The organism is Ktedonobacter robiniae (assembly GCF_016587375.1).
Classification (GTDB): Bacteria; Chloroflexota; Ktedonobacteria; order Ktedonobacterales; family Ktedonobacteraceae; genus Ktedonobacter; species Ktedonobacter robiniae.
Genome location: NZ_BNJG01000001.1, coordinates 1,997,360 through 2,018,528, shown reverse-complemented (window position 1 = coordinate 2,018,528; position 21,169 = coordinate 1,997,360). Strand labels below are relative to the sequence as shown.

The window sequence follows — 21,169 nt, the reverse complement described above, 5'->3', positions numbered from 1 at the left end:
GCTTATGAGTTGTTTCATTGTTGTGCTCGCTGAGGCATGGTATGCTGAGAACGCCTTAACGATATATGTTACCTCGAACAAAAAGGTGAGTTTAACAGAGTGAATAGTTTTTACTATAGATATTTCTGAGGAGGCAATTGATGGACAATAGTCAATCACAGCTTATAGCTGTTTTAACAACGTATTTTGTTATTGTAGGGGTTATTGCGCTTGTCAGTATTGCGATTAAGCTTTTTGTCTGGTGGAAGATTTTCTCGAAAGCAGGCTATAGCGGCGCGCTGAGCCTGTTAGTGGCTTTTGTTCCCCTGGCGGAGATTGTGTTGCTTTTCTACCTGGCGCTTGCTGAATGGCCAGTGCTTCAGGAGCTGGCAGCCTTGAGGCGTGGCCCTGGTTTTGGCGGGTACCCGCAACAACCACCGGCTGGTCCTGGCTATCCGCAGCCACCAGTCGGCCCCGGCTATCCATCATACCCTCAGCAATAATCCGCGCTTACCCATCAATACTCTGATGGATGAGCTTCTAGCGAGAGGAGCCAGAACCAATGTCAAGGTTCTGGCTCCTCTCGCTTGCTTAATACGCATTTTTACCTATCCTTTGCAGTATGTTTACATGTATATAACTTTCCTTTAACACGACCTCGTTAAAATAAGTATCGTTGAAGGAAACAAACGAGCACATTGAAGCGCGCTGGACGGCGGGCCTGTATCGACAGACTACTACTTACGGCACCCCCTGTCGCCCTCCTTGTGTTCCTCGCAAGCCATGTTGCCCTACGGGGTGGCATACTCCTGTATACGACGCATGCTCTAGCGGTCAAGAGGATGCGCTCGTTAGCGAGCGAGAGGTCTGCCTACTCGAACCTCTCGCTCCTGGTGGTTAGAAGGCGTACCTCTTGTACTCTCAGCTTATTCTCCTCACCTCTTGACACTATCCCTGCCGTGTCATATAGTTTTGACACGTAAAGATGTTCTATTAGAGTCAAGTGCCCCGACAATTTTCCACCCGCTATAGATCATTGTGCCAACTTTAGAGAGGAAGTCATACGTATGCCACGCGGTCAAAGGCGATCAAGTACAGGCGAGGATATAGAAGAGACACGTAATACGATTTTGCGTACAGCGCATCAGCTCTTCATGGAATACGGATTTCGCGCTGTCTCCACGCGTCAGATTGCTGACGCCTGTGGTCTGACACAGCCCGCCCTCTACCACCATTTCTCCGATAAGCAGGATTTGTATTTCGCGGTTGTGAAGGAGACTATCGCCAGATCCCGGGCTGGACTTGAGCTGATCGCGCATCGTAATGAAAGCGTGCCTGAACGCCTGCGATTGGTGGCACGTTTTCTGGTAAGCACCAATCGTATCGATATTGGTATGATGCTGCACGATATCGAGCATGAACTGCACGAGCGCGCGCGTGCGGACTTACATCAGGAATTTCACGCGGGTATGCTTATGCCTATTGCCTCTATTTTTGAGGATGGAATCCGCCAGGGCTTCCTTTGCAATGAGCAGACCTATGGCGTTGATGCACTTATGGCAGCCGACCTGTTTATGAATATGCTCAAACGCTTTATTCTACGCGCGCCGCGCCTCAGACCTGCTGGCTCTGAATCCCATGCCTCATTGCCTGAGACCTCTTATCAGCCTGGCTACCTGGAACAGGCTGAGCAGGTTGTGCCTATACTACTCTTCGGTCTGGCCAGCCACCAGGCAGACGCAAAGCCTACTCTCTCCCCTATACATCTCTCAGAAGACCTGGTTTCCGAGACGGAAGAACCCGCCCAATAAAAGGGGTGTGTAGTGGCAGGTTGGAGGAGCCAACCTGCCATTACACACCCTACCCGGTGAGCCACGCAATCACCATTAGTTCACTTTGTAGAGATAGATCGTCACGGTAGGTGTCGTTACCTGGTCCTGGTATTGATAGTGGCTGTTAAGCCATTGCTGGGTAGCCTTGACCCGTGCGACCTGGTCATCATTGCTGAGGCGCGCGACAATAAAAAAGAGGCGCTTGTGTTGATTCATATAGGCCGCCAACTGGGTTGTATCAAGCGCGGATTCCGAGTCCCCTAGCTGATTGGTTGTATCGTAGTGGACCCAGGGAAAGGCGCCAGGTGCATCTTCAGGGAAAGTGACACCGGTGGGATAAGCGCGCAGATAATATTCAATGCCTACCTCACAGCCTTGATCGTTATCGTAACAGACCATACCATCGCCAGACTGGTAGTGATCCTGGAGCCAGGCTGTAGGCGTCTGCCAATCCTCAACCTCGGCGCTCTGATAATACAGCGGTACTGCCCAGCTTGCCACAAAGAGCGCACCTACTATGAGTGTTACTCGCAGGTAACGCCAGGGGATAAGCATACAACTGGCGCCCGCCAGTAACATGAGTGGTGGCACAATCGTGACAAGGTAGCGGGGAATAAACAGGCGTGTCGAGCCTTGCGAGATGATATAACTGAGCACAAAGGGAATCACAAACCAGCAAGCCAGCACGACAATGACCGGGAAGAATTGGCGTAGGCGTGGTTGCTTATCAAGGGACGCGAAGGCTGGAAGGCGTAGAAGCGGCGTGCGTAGCCATGTACTCTGTACACAGAGCGCGCCAATCATGCTCAGGAGGCATAAGCCAAGCAGGATTACCTCATAGAGTCTTTTGTCGCCACTGATGACGGTGAAGACATGGAGGGCGTCCCCGAGATCAGGAATGGGAATCCAGCCAGTTTTGTCGTTTCCCCGACTCGCCAACAAAATAGGGACCATCAAGATGCCTATGACAATTCCGCAGAAAAGTAGGGGGCGGAAGCGTTGGCGTGTACGCTCGCGCCAGGTGGTTGGCAGTACAAGCAGACAGACAACCGCTACGACCTGGCTCAACAAGACGAGCAAGCTAAAGATCTGGGTATACACTGAGAGCGTGGCCGTGAGCCCATAGACAACGAGCCAGCGCCAGGACAACTTCTCCTGTGTCAGTATGTTCAAGAGTGCGTACCATGCCAGGCTGAGCAGGAGTAGTTGCAAGCCATATGAACGTGTCTCCTGGGCATAGGTTAGCTGCAAGGCATTGATGACGTAGAGACCAGATGCCAGGAGTGCCACCGAGAGGCTAAGATAGCGACGCCCCATTTGGAACACCACTAGCGCACTCAATGCCGCGCAAATGGCCGATGGGAGGCGCACAACCGTCTCAGTTGGCGCAAAGCCAAGCGCGTTAGTGACATCCAGCCAGAAGTGGAGGAGGAGATAGTACAAGGCCATATTGGGCTGCGTTGTCCAGATGATTTTCCATACTACAGGTAATGGTTGAATTGCCCTGGTGACCGAGAGGATCTCGTCAAACCAGAGGCTAGGGTCTCCCAACCGGTAGAAATTAAGCCCGAGGGCGACACACACGACGAGCACGCCAGGTAGCCAGCTCTCCATTATGATGCGTCCAGGCAAGGAACGCCTGCGAGTCGACACATCATCTTCATTCTGCTGCTTCTCAAGCGATGAAGGCAGCTCTTTGCTAAAAGATTGCAAGACTCTCTCCTAAGTATTGTTTCGTGCGGCTACAAAAGAATCCTTAAATAATAATTCATCAATGATAAACGACCTTCATATGAAAAGGGTGACAAATTGACCAGAGTGGCTAGTGAATACTTTTTGGAGTTTTATGGTTTTGGCCCGCTGCTACACCTCGTCCAGGTGTGCCACAATGCCCCCATTCAAGAAAGGGGTGCAATCTAGCGCTCAATGAGGAAGTGTCCTGAACTGCATATAAACTTGTAATCGTTCTGTAATCGTTAGTGACATTGGCCCCAATCACGTTGTCCACGGCCATACGTGGAGCGCTGCGATTGGAACCAACCCATCAGTCGCAGCAAAAAAGGAACCTATCCGTGAAAAGCCCTTTGCCTTCTGTTCAGAAACAGCGCGTTGGGCTCTCACAAGATAGTGGCAAGCGTGTCTCAGTTGTCAGGTTGGTAGCAACGCAATTACAACGGCATCGTTTTCCCACGGAACACAGCCGCATTCCGGCGCGCAAACTCGGCGAACGTTGTAGGGCTAACCCCAAACATCTTGTGTGTGTCGAGGGTGACTCTCGAGTCGACACATCTGATGCGCTCACTGAGCACTTCGCTGATGGTGTCAACACGCTCGGCGGGGATACCTGCCGCCAGCCACGCCTGCCTCATTTCCTCCAGCGGGATATTGACATAGCGGAAGGGTTTGCCAATCGCCTGAGAGATCTGCTCGGCTACCTCTGCCATTGTCAGGGCTTCAGGCCCCGTCATGTCATAGCTCTTGCCCTCATGTCCTTCACTGTGAAGCAACGCAAATGCGACTTTCGCGATGTCCTCAACATCAACGGGTGAGAGCCTGGCATTCTCCATGGGAATCAAGAGCGCATTTTTGGCCACATTCACCGCCGTCGGCGCTGGTGGGAGGTAAAACTGCATGAATTGGCTGGGGCGCAGATGTGTCCATGCCAACCCGGAGTGTTCGAGGTAGTCCTCGATGTGTTCGTGCTCCCATGTAGAGCGAAAGTGATTCGGGTTGAAGCCAATACCTGATTCCTTGCCGGAAAGCTTGACGATGTGGCGGACGCCGGCCTGGCGGGCCTCGTCAATGAACATACATTGTGTCTGCACCATCCGTTTACTAGCTGAAGAGATCATGAGGACACGGTCTACATCGCGTAGCGCGGCTCCGAGTGTCTCAGGCCGAAGCATATCTCCTTCTACAACTTCCACGGTGGGTAACGCCTCCAAGGCTTGTGCATTCGCGCGGTTCCTAACCAGCGCGCGTACTGGTGCCTTTTGTTGGGCGAACTCGCGGATCACGGCAGATCCGCTCAATCCGGTCGCTCCAGTTACAAGAATCATAAGGCATTCCTTTCCTTACGTTAGTACATAGGTATGCAAAGACATCAGATAATAACTAAGATTGGCTGAAGTCGAATCGACCACGGTAAGATGGGTCACCTGGTTGGTGGCATTTAAGAACAAAAGTGCGCTTATGCCCATGTTTATCAGGATCTTTTGTCTGTACGGCGCTTATTCGCGGGAAGCTGGTTCGCTGCGTGGCGAGAACACTCTCCGCATATAATGCGGGTTGCCGATGATGGCGACGAGTCGCTCGTTACCATCAAAGAGATCCGCCAGGGCTGGCACTGTCACACGAAAGGTGAGATCCTGGACGTGGTTGAAGCCCGTGAAGTCATTACGCAGGAGTTCCATCACGCTATCTTCTTGATAGATGCGTATGATGGTTGGATCGGCTGCTGCCCACAAGGGGAAGTTCGGGGAGGACGCTGTCTGACGCAGAAGAGGTCCCCTTTGAGAGGTCACTTGCACCTCGATCAAACCCCCAGCCTCTGGTTGCACCCGATAGGCTTCTCTGGTGCTCGTGGAAGCGCTATCTTCCATGACGTGATAGTCATGCGTCACCTGCGCTGGCAGAGAGTCACGGTAGCGACCAGGAATGGCTCCGCCGGTGAACATTTGAAAGTGGACCAGGCCATGTTCGCCACTGTCTGGATGACGTGCCGGAATATCCAACACAAGGAAGCGCGAGCCAGCATCGGTGAGTATTTGTCCCTGGGGATCCTGGTCCAACAGCAGGTGATGGAAGGCGAGCAACAGGTTGGGCTGGTGCTCCGCTGGCAACCCTACTGCCTCGAAAGCCGGTAAAGACGCGATCTTCCACCCTGGAGGCAAACGCTTTTGGACAGCTGTGGCGTCGGCGATAAAGCCAAGCAGCAGCCGGGTTCCCACGGCAGTATCAACGAGTGGATAGCTTTGGTAATCGTTTCTGATCACTTTTCATACATCCTTTTTTGTCTCAGATAACGTTGGTAGGTCGAGGCTCGGTGCACCCTCTCTCAAGATCGTGCCAGCTCGCCCCGAAACACGGCTGCATTCCGGCGCGCAAACTCGGCGAACGTGGTCGGCTCAATTCCAAATTCCTTGTGGGCGTCGAGGCAGACCTGTGCTTCAGCGCATTTCAGACGCTCGCTAACCTGTTCATCGAGGGCGTCAGCGAAATAGGCGGATACTCCTCCTTTCGCCAAAAGAGCCTGTCTTCTTTCCGCTGGAGTGACGTTCACATAGCGGATGTTTCTCCCGATCGCCCGAGAGATCTGCTCGGCAACGTCCGTCATTGTCAAGGACTCAGGGCCTGTCATGTCGTAACTTTTACCCTCATGCTCTCTACCAGTGCGCAGCAACGCACAGGCAATTTTCGCGATGTCCTCAATATCGATGGGTGAGAGCCTGGCATTTTCCATGGGGAGGAAGAGCGCGTCCTGGGCAATGATTGTAGGAGCTTCCCGCAGATACACTTGCATGAATTGGCTGGGGCGCAGATGCGTCCAGGCAAGTCCAGATTGTTCGAGGTAGTGTTCAACGTCTTCGTGCATCCGCGTGAAGCGGAAGTTTCTCTGGTTGAAACCAACACCCGATTCGGCCCCGGAGAACTTGATAATGTGGTGGACACCCGCCTTCCTGGCAGCTTCGATGAAGGCACATTGCGTCTCCGCCATCTGCTGGTCAGCGGTCGAGATTAGCAGTACGCGCTCTACTCCAGAGAGCGCGTCTGCGAGCGTGCCAGGGCGCAGCATGTCGCCTTCCACAATCTCTACAGTAGGTAACGTCTCCAATGCCTGTGCCTTTGCTCGATTTCGGACGAGCGCCCTGATGGGATACCCCTGGCGAGCAAACTCGCGGATGATTGCGGATCCGCTTAGCCCGCTTGCTCCTGTAACGAGAAGCATATTTTAGTCCCTTTCATACTATATCGCTGCTCATCTGGCATCGGCGCCCAGGAAGGTAAAGCGGCCCATTCTCCCTCGAAAGTAGGTCAATGGCATCTCTGTTGTGGCCTGGGCCGTCTGCACTTCGGCCAGAAAGATTGAGTGGGTGCCACCTGAAACGATCTCAACAACACGGCACTCCATGCTAGCCAGCATATTGTCTAGTAGAGGCACACCGAGCTCTCCATAGGAGATGCTCTGGCCCTCGAACTTGCCTGGTTGAGAGGTGGCGAACCGGCGCGCCAGTTCGCTCTGATCTTCCCGCAGAATGTTGACTGCAAAAGCCTGTGCCTCTGCGATGGCATCTCGTGTGTTTGAGGCCTTGTTGAGGCAGATGAGAAGCATGGGCGGGTCGAGTGAGAGTGAGGTGACGGCGCTGGCGGTGAGGCCATAGTCAACACCTGCGTTTCGTGTAGTGATGATGCTCACTCCACTGGCGAAGCGGCTCATCACGCTCCGAAAGCGTTCTTGATCGACCAGCCGTGACTCATTGTGATGCGTTTTCGATGCAGCCTGTTCCATGTTTTCTCCGATGAGCCACGCGACTCCAGGGGGTGTACCATCGGGTGTTGCGCCAATGGCCTTGTGAAGGATACCCGATGGCCTTCAATCCTGCTTTTAGCCGATCGCTGCCGGGTCGTGTGGCGAGGGCCAGAACACGTCTAGAGGTAGAGCGTATTCGGGGGAAGGCCAACAAGGACCCGCCCATAGAGTTCGAGATTGGTATTGGGATGCAGCAGGCCGTTCAGGTTTAACACCTGAACATCGCGCGCGATGCGTTGGATGGGCACGCTGCTGTAAACCGACGATCCTCCGCTGGCTGTGTTGAGTATGTCTATCGCTTCCTTGGCTCTCAAAGCGATCAGAGCTGCGTCGAGACGAACACGGCTGCGCTCCTCCACACTCCATGTCTCACCGCTCGCGGCCTTCGTGTCCAGAAGACTTGCCGCATGTGAGGCATGGAACGCAGCCTCCTCAATCTTTATCGCTGCCTCAGCGACCTGAAGATGGGTAAGTTGTACCTCAGCCTGGTTGTCGTAGGCTGTGTAGGCAATGTGTCGACCAGGGAGCCGCTGGAGAAAGGCCTCCAGGGCGGCCTTCGCCAGACCAAGCCCGGTCACGCTGGAGAGTGTCGCGCCCGTCAGGATCACCGGGCTGCGGTACAGGGGGAGATTAGCGTTTAAGGCACTTTGGGACTGCCCCTGCGTTAAAGCGGTGATCGAGAGCACGCGGGCATTGGGAACAAAGACCTCTTTTGCCACGGTGGTGACACTGCCGGTTCCTCGCAGGCCCGAGGTATTCCAGTCATCGATGATCTCAAGCTGCGACATCGGAATGAGTGCAAGGATCGGCTTCGGTGCTCCTTCGTCTGTGATGGATATGGCATTGACCAGGTCCCAATGGCTGTGTAGCGCGCCGGAATTGAAGTGCCATTGCCCGCTCACGACGACCCCATCCTCTGTGCGCACCGCTGTCGCTGTTGGGCTTAAAAGCGCGCTCACACGAACATCAGGGGTGGAGAAGACCTCCTCCTGGACGGCATCGGGAAATAGGCCAACTATCCATGCGCCATGCAACCAGAGTTGCCCCGTCCACGCGGATGAGCCGTCCCCTCGCCCGATCTCGGTAAGCACATCCACCACGGTCTGGATATCGCTTTCGTAGCCTCCGTAGCGTTTGGGGATGCGCAATTTGAAGATGCCAGCTCGTGCCATCGCCTCGATTGTTTCTTCATGCAAACGCCGATGCTCCTCGTGCCATTGCGCATGTTTCTGGAGAAGAGGTACAATAGCACTCGCACGGCTCACGAGCTCTGCTCGAGTTGGAAGAGAAGTGATTGTCATTCTATCTCACTTTCAATGAGTTGTTGTACACTCCTATGAACACAGGTAGCGTTTTCTTAATCTAAAAAAACTATGGTAAAGCCTCAATGCCTTTTCCAGAAACCAGGAACACATTTCCCTCTCTGCTGCCTGGATTGCTCGCAATTTCTACCACCGCGTTTGCGACACGTTCCGGCGATTGTGGAGATGGCATGCCTTTGATGAAGTCCTGGGCAGAAATGCCGAGCGAAGAAGCGTAGGCCGAGACCGCGGCTTTTCCAAGGTCCGTTTCTGGCATAATGCTTCCCGGTGCTAGCGCAAAGAAGTGCAAACCAAGTGCTCTGCGATCAGATTCCTTCTGGGCGTAACTGGCGATGAACATCTGTGTACGTTTTGAGCCAGCATAGCCGCCCGAAAGTGGAGAACCACCAATGGCCGCACCGCTTGAGATGAGGATAACACTCGTTCCCACAGGAAGCGGCCTGGTGAGCGCGGCTTGCGAGAAAAGCAACGACATTTTGACATCAGTATTCCAGTTGCGCGAGAACTGCTCCCAACTTTGCTCCGAAAGTGGCACATTATGAGGTATGGCACCTCCGCAGACAATCAGAACGTCTGGCGAAAGCGTTTCAAAGACCTTCGCAGGAGCGTTTTCGTCGCTTGCATTGAGTCTGAGCATTTGCACGGCTGGATATTCTGCGACGAGCTTCTTGAGTGGCTCTTCCTGGCGTGCTACAGCAAGCACATGTGCACCTTCAGCCTGAGTTGCGGCCACAATGGCGCGTCCCAGACCTCTACTGCCTCCAATGACGACCACGCTCTTGCTATCTAAGCGCCTCGTCTCGGCTGATGTGTTCATATGCGATCCTTCTTCTATAACAACCAACCTAACATGACGTATGGTCATCATGATAAAAGCCCTGAAGTCGAAACGGCCGGGATCAGCATGGATACCATGGGCGATACTTCAGGATAACTTTCGGCAAGCCTCGCTTCTTGTGGACAAAGCAGCCTTGATATCCTATACTACATAGGCGAGTAAAAACTCGTCCTCTTGGAGAATTATACGAGTAAAAACTCGTATTGTCAAGAGGTTTGCTAGAGCAAAAAATATACTGATGCTGTTTGGAATGAATGTTTGGAGGATCGTATGGATCAGCAGAAAGACGCACGGCCTGTTCAGCGGCGCGCGCGAGGTTTACAGCGCATTGCTTCCATCCTTGATGCCGCTGAAATTGTCTTTGCGAAAATGGGCTACGATGAGGCAACGACCAATCATATTGCAGCGCAGGCTGGGATCTCGCCTGGCTCTCTGTATCAATTCTTCTCTAACAAAGAAGAGATTGCTCTGGCCCTGGCTGCTCGGTATACCGAGGAACTGCGACAGGTATATGGTTCTATTTTTTCGCGCGAGGCAGCATCACGTACCTTCTCTCTCTGGCTGGATCAGGTTATTGATGCCCTGATTGCATTTCACCTGGCCCATCCTGCTTTTTACATCCTTCTCACAATTCCCACTCCATCGATGTCTCTAGCAAGTCTTACGCAAGCTTTGCCGAAAGATATGCAAGCCAATTTTGAGCGGGGTTTTCAGGTACGTGCCCCCAACCTCCCGATAGCGCAACGCCTTCTGTGCGCCACGATGAGCGTTCAACTCTTCAAGGCTGTCCTCCCACTCATACTCGAGGCAGAGGAGGCTGATCGAAGATCTCTTGTACACGAACTCAAAATCGCGTTGCAGCGTTACCTTGAACCTCTTCTTGGTTGAGCAAAGCTTTACCCAGGCCTGGTTTCCAGCTATACACTGTCATCGGTGTATTTCTCAAGTAACTGCCCGTAGTCAGAAGCTGCTATAGAAGAGGGACAATCGCATTCTGCAAAAGACTCACAGACGGATGGTAGACTTTTCGCAGAGAGTCTACCATCTCGACAGAAATGGTAGACTCTCTGCTTTATAAATTCTCTGTCCATAACCAAGGGAGAGCGCAAGAATTGGCACACAGCCTCATCACACCTTCTCCTGGTCTTCTGGCAGAGATGCCTCTGACGACATGAATGCTGTCAGGGGCACAGATGATGGCCATCATTTGTGCCTGGCATGTTGCTTAGGGAAACCAGACTGTAGGAAACCAGACATCGGGAAACCAAACTGATGGGATATTCATCTTTTTCCTTTCTTGTGATGTGAGACAGTGTCGTGAAAATCACCACTTGTGATCTTCTATACATACGACGAAGAGGCCCGATCCGAAAAGGACATCTTTAAAGCCGAATAGTTGAACATGTCAAAATGTTGATGGGTACGCTATGCATCTCTTGAAATGTCTTTTGTGGAACCTTTTGTGAACCTTTTGTAATGAGGGGCAATGGCATTTATTTTCATGAAGCTATTTTAGCAAAGTGTTCAGCTACGTTACCAAGTTGACAATACCTAAAAATGTCGTGCTTCTATATTCGGCATCAAGGATGTCCTTTTCGGATCAGGCCTCTTCGTCGTATGTATAAAGGACAAATACGGAGCATTCTTTGAAGCGCAACTTCATGAACGGAAAGGAAAGAAACAATGAAATACCTTCTTTTGTTTTGTAACAACTCGCAGGATCTGGCAGCATGGCAGGAGCTGTCTGAAGAGGATCGTGCCCAGAAGCGTGTACAGGCCAGTCAGTGGATACACGAACACCGCTCCCAGATCCGAAAGAGCTATGGACTCCATTTGCCCCATACCGTTACCAGTGTCCATGTTGGCTCGGGCGGTCAACCGCTGGTGACCGATGGCCCGTTCCTTGAGGGAACAGAAGTGATCGGGGGATAGCTGAGATAGAGGTGGCAGACCTTGATGAGGCGTTGCACCTTGCCAGGGAGTGGTCTGTTCATGCTCCAGGCTACAATGTGGTCGAGATCTGGCCAGTGGTGGAGGAATAGCATCTCCATGTCTGATACCTCAAGAACCCTGTTCCCACCTGCTTCCAGTGGCGAGATCCAGGTCACGCTCAGTGCGGTCTTTCGCGAAGAGGCGGGCAAAGTCGTGGGAGCACTTCTGCGCATCCTGGGCAACTTTGAGATCGCCGAGGAGATTGTTCAGGATGCCCTGCTCGTCGCGCTGGAACGTTGGCCGGTCGAAGGTATTCCAACTCAGCCTGGCGCCTGGTTGCTGACGGTCGCCCGTCGTCGAGCTATCGACCATCTCCGACGCGACGCACGCTATCGCGATAAGCTTGCTGCGTTGGAGCACCCGGTGATGCAAGAGCCTGACGATCGCCTCAGGCTGATGTTTACCTGCTGCCATCCGGCGCTTTCGCGCGAGACCCAGGTGATCTTGATGTTGCGAGCGGTCTGTGGCTTCACAACCGCAGAAATCGCCCACGCCTTCCTGACCTCCGAAGCGGCGGTCGCGCGGCGTCTGGTGCGGGCGAGACAGAAGATTGTGCAGGCTGGTATTCCCTACCACGTCCCTCGTGATGAGGACCTCGATGAGCGGTTGGGCGAAGTACTGGCAGCCCTCTACCTGATGTTTAACGAAGGCTATCTTACCAGCAGAGGCGACGCCTCGGCGCGCCGCGATCTTGCCGAAGATGCTGCCTGGCTGGCGGCCTTCCTCACGCGGCTCTATCCTCGAGAACCGGAGCCTCTGGGGTTGTTCGCGCTGATGCGTCTGCACCTGGCGCGATCTGACACGCGCTTCGATACCGAGGGCAAACTGATCTTGCTTGTCGATCAGGATCGCTCACGCTGGAATCGGCGGATGATTACTGAGGCGGGAGCCCTGATTGAGCAAGCGGCGGCGCTAGGTCGTCCAGGCCCATATCAGATCCAGGCGGCTTTAGTGGCTTGCCACGCGGAAGCCTCATCATGGCAGGCAACTGACTGGCCACAGATCCTGGCGCTCTACGATCTGCTGCTGTGCATGACGCCTTCGCCAGTCATCCAACTGAACCGTGCAGTGGCCTTGCGCTATGTGGCCGGTCCAGAAGCAGCACTGGCCGAAGTCGAAACGCTCGCGCGTGATCTGGAGGGGTATCATCTCTTTCACGCCATTCGGGGGATTTCTTACTGGAACTCGGTCGCCGCGAGCAGGCTCACGCAGCCGAGTTGCGTGCCCTTGCACTGACAGGCAACCAGGCCGAACAATTCCTCCTTCATCAGCGCCTCCAGAGTCATTTAAATTCAAAGAGGTAAATACATATGTCTCTCAAATATGGTCTCTTCCTTCCCCAAGGGTTTACGCATGAACTGGCTGGCATCAAGAATCCGGTGGAAGCGTATGAAACGCTGACCCGCCTTGCGCAAACGGCTGACCAGTCTGGCTATGATTCGGTCTGGATCTCGGATCATTTTATAACGGCTCCTCCATCGCAGGAAATGGTCTTTGAGTGTTGGACCATGGCAGCAGCTCTGGCGCGCGATACGAAGCGGGTGCGTATCGGCCAGATGGTGACAGGAAATAGTTACCGCAACCCCGCATTACAAGCCAAAATGGCTTCAACTCTCGATGTCCTCTCGCATGGACGGCTCACTTTTGGCATTGGAGCAGGTTGGTACGAACCCGATTATCGTGCCTATGGCTACGCGTATCCCGATGGTCCGGAACGCCTGCGCCAGTTGCAAGAAGCGGTGCAGGTCATTCTTGCCATGTGGACCCAGGAGGAAGCCACCTTTGAAGGGAACTATTACCAGATTCGGGGTGCGATCAATCAGCCCAAAGGGGTGCAGCAACCACATATTCCCATGATGATCGCCGGAGGTGGTGAACAGGTGACGCTCAAGCTCGTGGCCCGATACGGCGATGCGTGTAATGTGAGCGGCGACCTTGCGACGCTCAAGCACAAGTTTGCGGTGCTCAAACAGCACTGTGAGACGGTTGGACGAGACTACGAGAGCATTCATCGTACAGCCCTCACGCTTTGTATCATTGGTGAGACTGATGAGCAGGCCAGGGCTCTAATACCAGGATGGGCGGGCGCTGTGTTCCCTGGAGACGTCGGATCATATGGCCTCATTGGTACCCTTGAGACCATCCGTCAGCGGCTAGCCGCCTATGAGTCTGCTGGTGTCCAGGAACTCGTGATCAGTTTCTCTGATGCAACCCATCTGGATGACATTCGTCGTTTCGCTCGGACGTTCATCATGTAGACCAGACATAAGAATATTATCGCTCGTTTTTGGTGATCAGAAATCAAAGGTGCGGCCTCAAGGCTTTTTTTGCTGGTCCAGATCCATCATTAAGCATCGACCATCCGTTCCAGGTCGGCAAGGCCCTGCTTGTTACCTGAACCTTTGCCTCGCGGATCGACAAAGATCTGGGGAGCGCGTTCCAGAAGCACCTGGGTCTTCAATCTGGGCCGTAGAGGGCCTGCCTGTGCACTAGAGATATATAGAATAGTGCGCTACTTACGTACGTGCCTACGCTCCCGGGCAGTGTGCAAGCCCCCAGCGTAGGCGCGTACGTAAGTAGCGCACCACTACTCATGATCATTACGCCTCGAAAAGCTCATCGACAGCGATGGTGTGTTGCGCATTTGTTACCAGTTCTTCTTCTGGTGATGGTGGCAGATCCTCGGGCGTCTGAGGATTGATAAAGCCGATTGCGAGGCGAATCAATCCGATAATGGCGATAATAGCGCCTAGCCCAATCAGAAGCCCTGGCGTAGAGTAGTAGACTCCCCGGCTCAGGCTGACGCCGGCTGCGATAAACACGACTCCCAGGACGAATATAAACAGGCCACTCCACGTATACTTATTGGCCTTGCTCTTGACCGCCCGGTAAAAGACGCGCAGGCGGTGCCTATTGATACCCCGTTCTTGCCCCATCTTGCATTCCTCCCTGCTGGCAGGCTGGTAGACAGCCATGCTCTAAGCAACGAAATTCGCGCGCAAATGACTACGAAGAGGTGCTGCGAGTTTATACTATATAGTATACGCTATAATGCGTAGCCAGGCATACCACGTGAAGATGACACGGAAAACGTAGCTTCTTCATACTCTGAATACGCATCGTGAGCGAATTCCGATACAAAGAGAAGTTCGCCAGTTGTGTACAGTGAACTACCTGCCTGGGGAGGCGCTAGATTTTCCGCAGGCGAACCTCTTCAACGGCATGCCTGCGCCCCTTACGCAGGATAAGATGTGCACGTTCACGGGTTGGGCGAATGTTTTCACGCAGATTTAAGCCATTGATCTGCTGCCAGATGTCGCGTGCGGTGGCGATGGCTTCCTGCTCAGAGAGGCGTGCGTAACGGGTGAAGAAGGATGAAGGATCGCGGAAAGCCGTCTCACGTAGGGTGAGGAAGCGCTCAACATACCATTGCTCAACATCGCACTCTTCGGCATCGACATAGATCGAGAAGTCAAAGAAATCCGAGATGAAGAGGCGCTGAGCCGAGCGCCCAGTGGGACGCCTGGCCTGCAAGACATTTAAACCCTCAACAATGAGGATATCAGGCTGGCTAATCGTCTGCACATGGTCGGGAATAATGTCATAAATCAGGTGGGAGTAGATGGGTGCGTTGACCTCTGGTTTGCCTGCCTTCACGTCGAGCATAAATTGCAGTAAGCGGCGCTGATTATAGCTTTGTGGGAAGCCCTTGCGCTGCATCAGGTCACGCTCCAACAGGACACGATTAGGATAGAGAAAACCATCAGTTGTAATCAGGTCAACCCTGGGGCGTGAAGGCCAATCGGAGAGCAGTGCCTGTAAGAGACGAGCGGTTGTGCTCTTCCCAACTGCGACACTGCCTGCGATACCGATAATATAGGGAACCTGGGCGGTATGGTGCCCCAGGAAGGTCGACGTTGCGGTATGTAGCTTTTGCGCGGCTGCCACATACAGGTTGAGTAGCCGGGAAAGTGGCAGATAGACCTGCTCAACCTCGTTGAGGTCAATGCGGTCATTCAAGCTACGCAGAGCGTTCAGGCGCTCTTCTGAAAGGGTTAGAGGCGTACTGGCACGCAGGCTGGCCCATGCTTCACGCGAAAATGTGAGAAACCGTGAGTGCTCCTTGGGTGTGATTTTTGATAGATGCATATCGATATAACGGCCTGGGCGAGGGTGCAGAAAGATTGATTCATTGCTTCCGGCCATCACGGCTCATTGCTCCTGCACACTGCTCCAGGCCGCTTCACTCCTTTGTGGTTATAAAAATACTGGCAAACCTGCTCCATTGTACTACACTTTCCTGTTCCGCGGACATTATGAACACCTTTAATTTCAGGGGAGAGAGGACGTCTAAGTGGTGCGTGGTCATGCTGTGGCTTGTGTATAGATGGGGCGCTTTCCAACAACCTTCCGACATTTTTGATTGCCTGAACAATGTCTTGTCAGACGATTGGAGCGTAATGAGGTCTGTTTAGATAGAGCAACATTTGCCTCAACTGTTTTATACTTTGTCTTCCTTTGTCGTCTATATGCTAAATGTTACAATTGTAAATTTGTAGTTTTACAAAGTATAAATTTTCTGGTCATAAAGTACCTTCACTGCATTCTTTATTTCTACTTGACGTGTGTCATACATACTTGATGCACGCCGTGCATGATTCTGGAGAGAAGCGTGCCTGTTGCAGTGTCGCGAACGGTGGTCAAGGAGAGCTGAAGATATCGCTAGTGCTGAGCCTGGTAAAAAAACATCGGGTTCGTCATCTAGTCATCCAGGCTTTCGTCTAAGAAGGTCATTGAGAACGCGTCTCCCTGAATTGACTCTCGTCGCCATAAAGATTTGGCAATACGAGTCATTGCCGACGCCAGTCATGGTTGGACTGGCGAACTGAAAAGTAGAAATTAGCCTACCTGAACCACTTTTCTAAGGAAGGGGATAAAGAATGCAGATGCTTACACGTTCTGGGAAAAACTATCGTCTTCTGTGCTGTTACGCAGAAGAGGACCGGCTGATCCAGGCCCGGCTTGAAACGTATCTCCTCGATGGTCTCTCGCGCGAGCAGGTGCCTGCTACCTGGCAGAGCTTAAATCTGAGCCCTGGTCGCTACGAGGCGGTTGAGGCCGCGGTCCAGATCACAGAGGCTGACATCATTCTCTTGCTGGTAAGCGAGCACTTCAAGACGCTGAGCCTTGGCAATCCCCGTGAAATACAGCGTATTCTAGAGCGGGAGCAGCGCGGTGATGTCTCTGTCTATCCAATAGTAGTGCGCAAAACATCCTGGGTGACAACAAGCTTCGGCAATCTCTGTCCCCTGCCCTCGCAGGGAGGCGTGCTCCTCAGGCCCGAGAGCGGTAAGTTCGATTCCGCTGTGCTCGCAACTATCCTCGACGAGTTGCGAGCCGTGATGACGCATCCTCGTGAGGGCGAGACAGACCCCGAACAACCCGTTCCCCATTTCCTGTTTGCAAATGAACGCGCCCAACGCGCACCTTCTGGCTGGGCTACGCCAACTCTTACCAGCGAGCAACTGCGCACAACCGATCCCTCGCTCCCCGTAGTGTCTCTTCCTCGTGATTCCCTGGTTGAAGAGCGCGTAAGAGGCGATACGCAAGCATCTGCATCGCCAGGTGAGGCAAAACAATTTTTCCAGGAGACGCTTCAGTTAGACCAGTTAAGCAGGGTGGATGAAAGCAAACATGCAATTGAGCAACGCGATGCGCGTTCGCTCTCAGAGAATATTACGCGTATCATTCGCAGCCACATGTCCCAGAAGAAGGCCACCGTTGTCGTGATCGTCATTGTGACGATGGCACTCCTGGCGCTGATGAGTGTGTACGCATTTCCAATCTCATAGGCGCGCAATGAATTCTAGAATGTATGGCACCTGTGAAAGATTGAGACAAGAAAAGCAGGCAGGCTGGAGGATACACATCTTCCAGCCTGCCTGCTCTCGCTCCTTGGGTGTTAGGCCGTAACCTCCGCGCGGTATGACTCGGGAGCGGCATTAATTGAGCCAGTCTCGACCATAATCTCGCGCAGTTGTTTGGCATCAATTGTCTCATAGAGGCGGAGCGATTTGGCGATGCGGTCAAGCGCCTCTTTGTTCTCACGCAGCAGCGTGACGGCCTGGTTATGCGCCCATTTCACGATACGCGTAACCTCCTCGTCGATGATGGTGGCTGTACGCTCGCTATACTCGCGAGAATTACTCGCCAGGGCCGTGCCCGAGAAGGGATCTTCGCGTTCGCTGTAAGAGATCTGGCCCAGGCGCTCGTTCATACCCCAGCGCGTGATCATCTGGCGGGCGATAGCTGTCACCCGTTGCAGATCGTTCTCCGCGCCTGTGGTGATGCGACCAATCGCGACCTCTTCGGCTGCGCGTCCACCCAGCATGGTTACTAGCTGTGCCTCCAGGATATCCTTCGAGTAGTTGTAGCGGTCGTCAAGCGGCGTATACTGGGTAACGCCCAGGGCCTGGCCGCGAGGCACAATTGTCACCTTCGTGACGGGATCGACGCCCTCGGTCAGAATACCCGTGAGCGCGTGCCCACCCTCGTGGTAGGCAACCACGTTCAGGTCGGATTCACTCAAGATCAGCGGGCGCTCGGCGCCGAGCAGGATCTTGTCCAGGGCCTCTTCAAAGCAGCGCTGAGTCACGGCATCTAGGTTGCGGCGAGCCGCTAGCAGTGCCGCCTCGTTCACCAGGTTCGCCAGGTCGGCACCCACCATGCCAGGCGTGGCGCGTGCGATGGTAATCATATCCACATCTGAAGCCAGGGGAACGTCACGCGAGTGTATCTTCAGGATCGCCAGGCGACCATTCCAGTCGGGGCGGTCAACCGTCACGCGACGGTCGAAGCGTCCAGGTCGCAGGAGCGCTTTATCCAGGCCATCAGGGCGGTTGGTTGCCGCGATCACGACCACGGCCTGGTGAGTATCAAAGCCATCCATCTCGACCAGCAACTGGTTCAGGGTCTGCTCACGCTCGTCGTTGCTGTTAATGCTAGAACCACGCTGGCGACCAACAGCGTCGATTTCGTCGATAAAGATGATGCTTGGGGACGCCTTCTTGGCCTGTTCAAACAGGTCGCGTACGCGACTGGCACCGACACCCACCAGTACCTCGACGAACTCGGAGCCACTCATCGAGAAGAAGGGGACGCTGGCCTCACCGGCGACTGCGCGTGCCAGCAGGGTCTTACCAGTTCCTGGAGGGCCTACCAGCAGGACACCGCGAGGAATCTTACCGCCCAGGCGCTGGAATTTCTGAGGTGTACGCAAGAACTCGACCACCTCAACCAGGTCATTCTTGGCCTCATCTACGCCCGCGACATCCCCAAAGGTAGTGCTGGGACGATCCTCCAGCACCATCTTCGCTCGGCTCTTGCCGAAGCTAAAGATGTTCTGCTGGCTCTGATTGGCTCGGCGCAGGATGAAGAAGAAGACGACAATCAAACCAATCCAGGGACCGACGTTGAGCAGGAAGGTCCAGAAGAGGTTATTATCGCTATTGGGCTTCGACGAGAACGTGACATTATGTTGTATCAGCAGTTGTGTCAGCTGCTGGTCTCCATTGGGGAGCTGGGTAAAGTGAAAGTCCTGGCCAGTCTTGCTCTGCCCATTGGCATCAACAATCGTGATTGCGTTTTTGAATTTGCCAAAGGCGTCCTGTCCCTGGAAGGTTACAGAACTAACGTTATCATTCTGTACCTGCTGATAGAACTTACTGTAGGGGACCTCAATCGCATTAGGGCTGGCACCGCCGGAACCGGAGACGAAGAACTGGAAGAAATACCAGACTCCCAGCAAGAGGACAACGAGCAAAACAACGCGAATCAAGAGCGAGGAACCGCCATCGCGGGGGCCTCCTGGAGTATTCCCATTACTACCGTTATCCGGCTGATGGTTGCCAGGAGTGCGTTGATCATTTGAGTTATTGTTCTGGTACATATATATAGCCTGAGCGTCCATATGTTCAGACCTGCTTTCTTTGTCTGACGACATGTCTTTGATAGGATGAAGCCGGATGCTTCCTACGTCTTCAAAAGAAGACGCCTGAAAGAGTAATTGTATGTAAAACGATACGTGGCAAAATTTCGTATCGTGCGTGCAAGAAAGTAACCTCTTACTTTGTGATACGTCGTGGGTAAGGAAAGGTTACACCGCAGAGTTTGGCAGTCCTGCCTCCTGCCATCTCTAAGGATATACTGCCTCTCGAAAACCTGAGCGCGCTTGTCCCCGAATGGGGGGAGCGCTAGCCACGAGAGTAGCGTTGGTTTTCGTCTAAGAATCGTCTTAAGAATATGGAGCAATCTGGTGATGTGCATATTGTATTCCCTAAGAGCTTGCCTGTCCATAACATTTTGGACTATAATAGTCCAGTGCAATTGAGTTCCTTATCGGCAAGCATCATGATGGCCTACACAAACGAGAAAATCTAGATACTTGACAGGAAACAAAGATTGTAGTATTATGTAAACACCGACGCGGGGTGGAGCAGTGGTTAGCTCGTTGGGCTCATAACCCAAAGGTCGGAGGTTCGAGTCCTCCCCCGCTACCAGGTCGCAAGACCTTAATAAATTGACGCGGGATAGAGCAGTGGTTAGCTCGTCGGGCTCATAACCCGGAGGTCGCAGGTTCAAATCCTGCTCCCGCTACCAAAGAAAGTTCACTGCACACGTGCAGTGAACTTTCGTAAATCGTCCAATATGCCTGCTTGACAGCATATGGTAATATGATGGACGAAACATATGGCGGCTTAGCTCAGGTGGTAGAGCAAGGGACTCATAAGCCCTGTGTCACTGGTTCGAGTCCAGTAGCCGCTACTCAGTTGCCCTCGACTAGCTCTTAGAGCAGGTCGGGGGTGTTTTTTATTTGTGGCTATTCTACTACATCGGCGGGGGCACCAGGGATATCTTCATCATGTCCCAGTAGCTATCCTAAAGGGTATGAGGGACGTGGCTCCTAATAAAGAAAAAGAGCGACCTCTCTGACCCCAGAGAAGTCGCCCAGGGCGGGAACTAGACACTCAGGTCCCAGACGGTCTGGCCTGAGGAGAGAAGGTCGGCTTCAAATGCAAGTGTGAAGCTCTTCTGGCTGGCGGAAACCTGGTAGGTCAGATCGCCCTTGGATTGGTCGCTAGCGGCAACTTTGCCATTAGGCGCGGGCGTGACTCCAGTGGTGAGAAATGCGTCTTTCCCTTCTGTTCCATCCTTGTCCTTCAGCTTGAAGTTAAGCAGACTGCTGATATCCTGCTCTTTATTGCTAATATTTTTGACCGTGACATTGACGATCAGGAACGTGTTTCCGACGTCGTGTTTAGTATAGTCATCTCCGTCTGAGGTTTTGGCACTGCTAACGACCACTTCCCATGTATCACCCACTTTGACGGTTTCGCCAACTTTAAAGTGTTTGACTTGCTGCGAGGTTTGTGAGGTAGTGCTGCTGGAGGTTGAGGTGCCGGTGTTATCAGAACTACCACCACAGGCCAACAATGTACCCAGGATAATGAAGAGACCGGCGAGGAATACGAGTGTCTTTTTCATATGTGTACCTTCCACATCTAACTACTACTACTACTTCTCCTTCTACTACTTCTCCTTCTGTGTTCGGTAAGCAAGGTACAGTATAGACTAAGTTTAAGTCATGTGCTGTGAGGTAGTTCATTATTATTTGTGT

Annotated in this window: 18 protein-coding genes and 3 tRNA genes; 10 read left to right on the top strand and 11 right to left on the bottom strand. The window is 53.1% G+C overall.

The features are described 5' to 3' along the window. Positions 1-140: 140 nt before the first annotated feature. Both JMJ04_RS08450 and JMJ04_RS08445 read left to right on the top strand, forming a co-directional pair. The gene (locus JMJ04_RS08450; RefSeq protein WP_201370097.1) at positions 141-482 is read left to right on the top strand and encodes a hypothetical protein; all 342 of its coding nucleotides are present in this window, start codon (positions 141-143) and stop codon (positions 480-482) included. Between the two features lie 564 nt (positions 483-1,046). Beyond that, positions 1,047-1,790 carry a TetR/AcrR family transcriptional regulator gene (locus tag JMJ04_RS08445; protein WP_201370096.1) on the top strand — a complete coding sequence of 248 codons (744 nt, stop codon included), beginning with the start codon at positions 1,047-1,049 and terminating at the stop codon, positions 1,788-1,790. 75 nt (positions 1,791-1,865) lie between these two features. Here JMJ04_RS08445 and JMJ04_RS08440 read toward each other — a convergent pair whose 3' ends face one another. From JMJ04_RS08440 to JMJ04_RS08410, 7 genes are all read right to left on the bottom strand, one after another. Further along, on the bottom strand, positions 1,866-3,524 hold the full coding sequence (locus tag JMJ04_RS08440) for a glycosyltransferase family 39 protein (protein WP_201370095.1): 1,659 nt from the start codon (positions 3,522-3,524) through the stop codon (positions 1,866-1,868). Between the two features lie 455 nt (positions 3,525-3,979). After that, positions 3,980-4,870, bottom strand: coding sequence for an SDR family oxidoreductase (locus JMJ04_RS08435; protein WP_201370094.1), 891 nt, complete (start codon positions 4,868-4,870; stop codon positions 3,980-3,982). Between the two features lie 171 nt (positions 4,871-5,041). Beyond that, positions 5,042-5,806, bottom strand: a complete 765-nt coding sequence (locus JMJ04_RS08430) for a hypothetical protein (RefSeq protein ID WP_201370093.1) — start codon at positions 5,804-5,806, stop codon at positions 5,042-5,044. 62 nt (positions 5,807-5,868) lie between these two features. Continuing rightward, positions 5,869-6,759: an SDR family oxidoreductase gene (locus JMJ04_RS08425; RefSeq protein WP_201370089.1), complete on the bottom strand. Its 891-nt coding sequence runs from the start codon at positions 6,757-6,759 to the stop codon at positions 5,869-5,871. A 30-nt stretch (positions 6,760-6,789) separates the two neighbouring features. Next, a complete protein-coding gene (locus JMJ04_RS08420) occupies positions 6,790-7,320 on the bottom strand; it encodes a flavin reductase family protein (RefSeq protein WP_201370087.1) in 531 nt (176 codons plus the stop codon). A gap of 140 nt (positions 7,321-7,460) precedes the next feature. Continuing rightward, positions 7,461-8,642, bottom strand: coding sequence for an acyl-CoA dehydrogenase family protein (locus JMJ04_RS08415; RefSeq protein WP_201370086.1), 1,182 nt, complete (start codon positions 8,640-8,642; stop codon positions 7,461-7,463). Between the two features lie 70 nt (positions 8,643-8,712). After that, positions 8,713-9,480, bottom strand: a complete 768-nt coding sequence (locus JMJ04_RS08410) for an SDR family NAD(P)-dependent oxidoreductase (protein WP_201370081.1) — start codon at positions 9,478-9,480, stop codon at positions 8,713-8,715. A gap of 291 nt (positions 9,481-9,771) precedes the next feature. Here JMJ04_RS08410 and JMJ04_RS08405 point away from each other — a divergent pair, with 291 nt between their 5' ends. The 4 genes from JMJ04_RS08405 (at position 9,772) to JMJ04_RS08390 (ending at position 13,751) form a co-directional block, all read left to right on the top strand. Next, positions 9,772-10,389: a TetR/AcrR family transcriptional regulator gene (locus JMJ04_RS08405; RefSeq protein ID WP_201370079.1), complete on the top strand. Its 618-nt coding sequence runs from the start codon at positions 9,772-9,774 to the stop codon at positions 10,387-10,389. A 795-nt stretch (positions 10,390-11,184) separates the two neighbouring features. Beyond that, positions 11,185-11,433, top strand: coding sequence for a YciI family protein (locus JMJ04_RS08400; protein ID WP_236037964.1), 249 nt, complete (start codon positions 11,185-11,187; stop codon positions 11,431-11,433). A 117-nt stretch (positions 11,434-11,550) separates the two neighbouring features. Further along, complete coding sequence (locus tag JMJ04_RS08395) at positions 11,551-12,729, top strand: RNA polymerase sigma factor (RefSeq protein WP_201370077.1); 1,179 nt, start codon at positions 11,551-11,553, stop codon at positions 12,727-12,729. Positions 12,730-12,803: 74 nt separating this feature from the next. Beyond that, the gene (locus JMJ04_RS08390; RefSeq protein WP_201370075.1) at positions 12,804-13,751 is read left to right on the top strand and encodes an LLM class F420-dependent oxidoreductase; all 948 of its coding nucleotides are present in this window, start codon (positions 12,804-12,806) and stop codon (positions 13,749-13,751) included. 342 nt (positions 13,752-14,093) lie between these two features. Here the strand turns inward: JMJ04_RS08390 and JMJ04_RS08385 are convergent, their stop codons facing one another. Together JMJ04_RS08385 and coaA are read right to left on the bottom strand one after the other, a co-directional pair. Next, positions 14,094-14,429 carry a hypothetical protein gene (locus JMJ04_RS08385; protein WP_201370073.1) on the bottom strand — a complete coding sequence of 112 codons (336 nt, stop codon included), beginning with the start codon at positions 14,427-14,429 and terminating at the stop codon, positions 14,094-14,096. A gap of 253 nt (positions 14,430-14,682) precedes the next feature. Beyond that, positions 14,683-15,642 (bottom strand): type I pantothenate kinase, encoded by a 960-nt coding sequence (gene coaA, locus JMJ04_RS08380; RefSeq protein ID WP_201372345.1) that lies wholly within the window; start codon positions 15,640-15,642, stop codon positions 14,683-14,685. Positions 15,643-16,433: 791 nt separating this feature from the next. On the opposite strand from coaA, the gene JMJ04_RS08375 reads away from it, so the two are divergent. After that, positions 16,434-17,345, top strand: coding sequence for a toll/interleukin-1 receptor domain-containing protein (locus JMJ04_RS08375; protein WP_201370071.1), 912 nt, complete (start codon positions 16,434-16,436; stop codon positions 17,343-17,345). 110 nt (positions 17,346-17,455) lie between these two features. Here the strand turns inward: JMJ04_RS08375 and ftsH are convergent, their stop codons facing one another. Further along, positions 17,456-19,462, bottom strand: coding sequence for an ATP-dependent zinc metalloprotease FtsH (gene ftsH, locus JMJ04_RS08370; RefSeq protein ID WP_201370069.1), 2,007 nt, complete (start codon positions 19,460-19,462; stop codon positions 17,456-17,458). Between the two features lie 514 nt (positions 19,463-19,976). On the opposite strand from ftsH, the gene JMJ04_RS08365 reads away from it, so the two are divergent. From JMJ04_RS08365 to JMJ04_RS08355, 3 genes are all read left to right on the top strand, one after another. Then, a tRNA-Met gene (locus JMJ04_RS08365) sits at positions 19,977-20,051 on the top strand. A 24-nt stretch (positions 20,052-20,075) separates the two neighbouring features. Beyond that, positions 20,076-20,151 (top strand) — tRNA-Met (locus JMJ04_RS08360). 92 nt (positions 20,152-20,243) lie between these two features. Then, positions 20,244-20,316 (top strand) — tRNA-Met (locus JMJ04_RS08355). Positions 20,317-20,511: 195 nt separating this feature from the next. Here JMJ04_RS08355 and JMJ04_RS08350 read toward each other — a convergent pair. Continuing rightward, positions 20,512-21,036, bottom strand: coding sequence for a DUF4352 domain-containing protein (locus JMJ04_RS08350; RefSeq protein WP_201370064.1), 525 nt, complete (start codon positions 21,034-21,036; stop codon positions 20,512-20,514). Between the last annotated feature and the right edge of the window lie 133 nt (positions 21,037-21,169).

Excerpts from the sequence above, each read along its gene's own strand:
- JMJ04_RS08450 (WP_201370097.1), top strand. The coding sequence starts at position 141 with ATGGACAATAGTCAATCACAGCTTATAGCTGTTTTAACAACGTATTTT.
- JMJ04_RS08445 (WP_201370096.1), top strand. The coding sequence starts at position 1,047 with ATGCCACGCGGTCAAAGGCGATCAAGTACAGGCGAGGATATAGAAGAG.
- JMJ04_RS08435 (WP_201370094.1), bottom strand. The coding sequence starts at position 4,870 with ATGATTCTTGTAACTGGAGCGACCGGATTGAGCGGATCTGCCGTGATC.
- JMJ04_RS08425 (WP_201370089.1), bottom strand. The coding sequence starts at position 6,759 with ATGCTTCTCGTTACAGGAGCAAGCGGGCTAAGCGGATCCGCAATCATC.
- JMJ04_RS08420 (WP_201370087.1), bottom strand. The coding sequence starts at position 7,320 with ATGGAACAGGCTGCATCGAAAACGCATCACAATGAGTCACGGCTGGTC.
- JMJ04_RS08415 (WP_201370086.1), bottom strand. The coding sequence starts at position 8,642 with ATGACAATCACTTCTCTTCCAACTCGAGCAGAGCTCGTGAGCCGTGCG.
- JMJ04_RS08410 (WP_201370081.1), bottom strand. The coding sequence starts at position 9,480 with ATGAACACATCAGCCGAGACGAGGCGCTTAGATAGCAAGAGCGTGGTC.
- JMJ04_RS08405 (WP_201370079.1), top strand. The coding sequence starts at position 9,772 with ATGGATCAGCAGAAAGACGCACGGCCTGTTCAGCGGCGCGCGCGAGGT.
- JMJ04_RS08400 (WP_236037964.1), top strand. The coding sequence starts at position 11,185 with ATGAAATACCTTCTTTTGTTTTGTAACAACTCGCAGGATCTGGCAGCA.
- JMJ04_RS08395 (WP_201370077.1), top strand. The coding sequence starts at position 11,551 with ATGTCTGATACCTCAAGAACCCTGTTCCCACCTGCTTCCAGTGGCGAG.
- JMJ04_RS08390 (WP_201370075.1), top strand. The coding sequence starts at position 12,804 with ATGTCTCTCAAATATGGTCTCTTCCTTCCCCAAGGGTTTACGCATGAA.
- JMJ04_RS08385 (WP_201370073.1), bottom strand. The coding sequence starts at position 14,429 with ATGGGGCAAGAACGGGGTATCAATAGGCACCGCCTGCGCGTCTTTTAC.
- coaA (WP_201372345.1), bottom strand. The coding sequence starts at position 15,642 with ATGCATCTATCAAAAATCACACCCAAGGAGCACTCACGGTTTCTCACA.
- JMJ04_RS08375 (WP_201370071.1), top strand. The coding sequence starts at position 16,434 with ATGCAGATGCTTACACGTTCTGGGAAAAACTATCGTCTTCTGTGCTGT.
- ftsH (WP_201370069.1), bottom strand. The coding sequence starts at position 19,462 with ATGGACGCTCAGGCTATATATATGTACCAGAACAATAACTCAAATGAT.
- JMJ04_RS08350 (WP_201370064.1), bottom strand. The coding sequence starts at position 21,036 with ATGAAAAAGACACTCGTATTCCTCGCCGGTCTCTTCATTATCCTGGGT.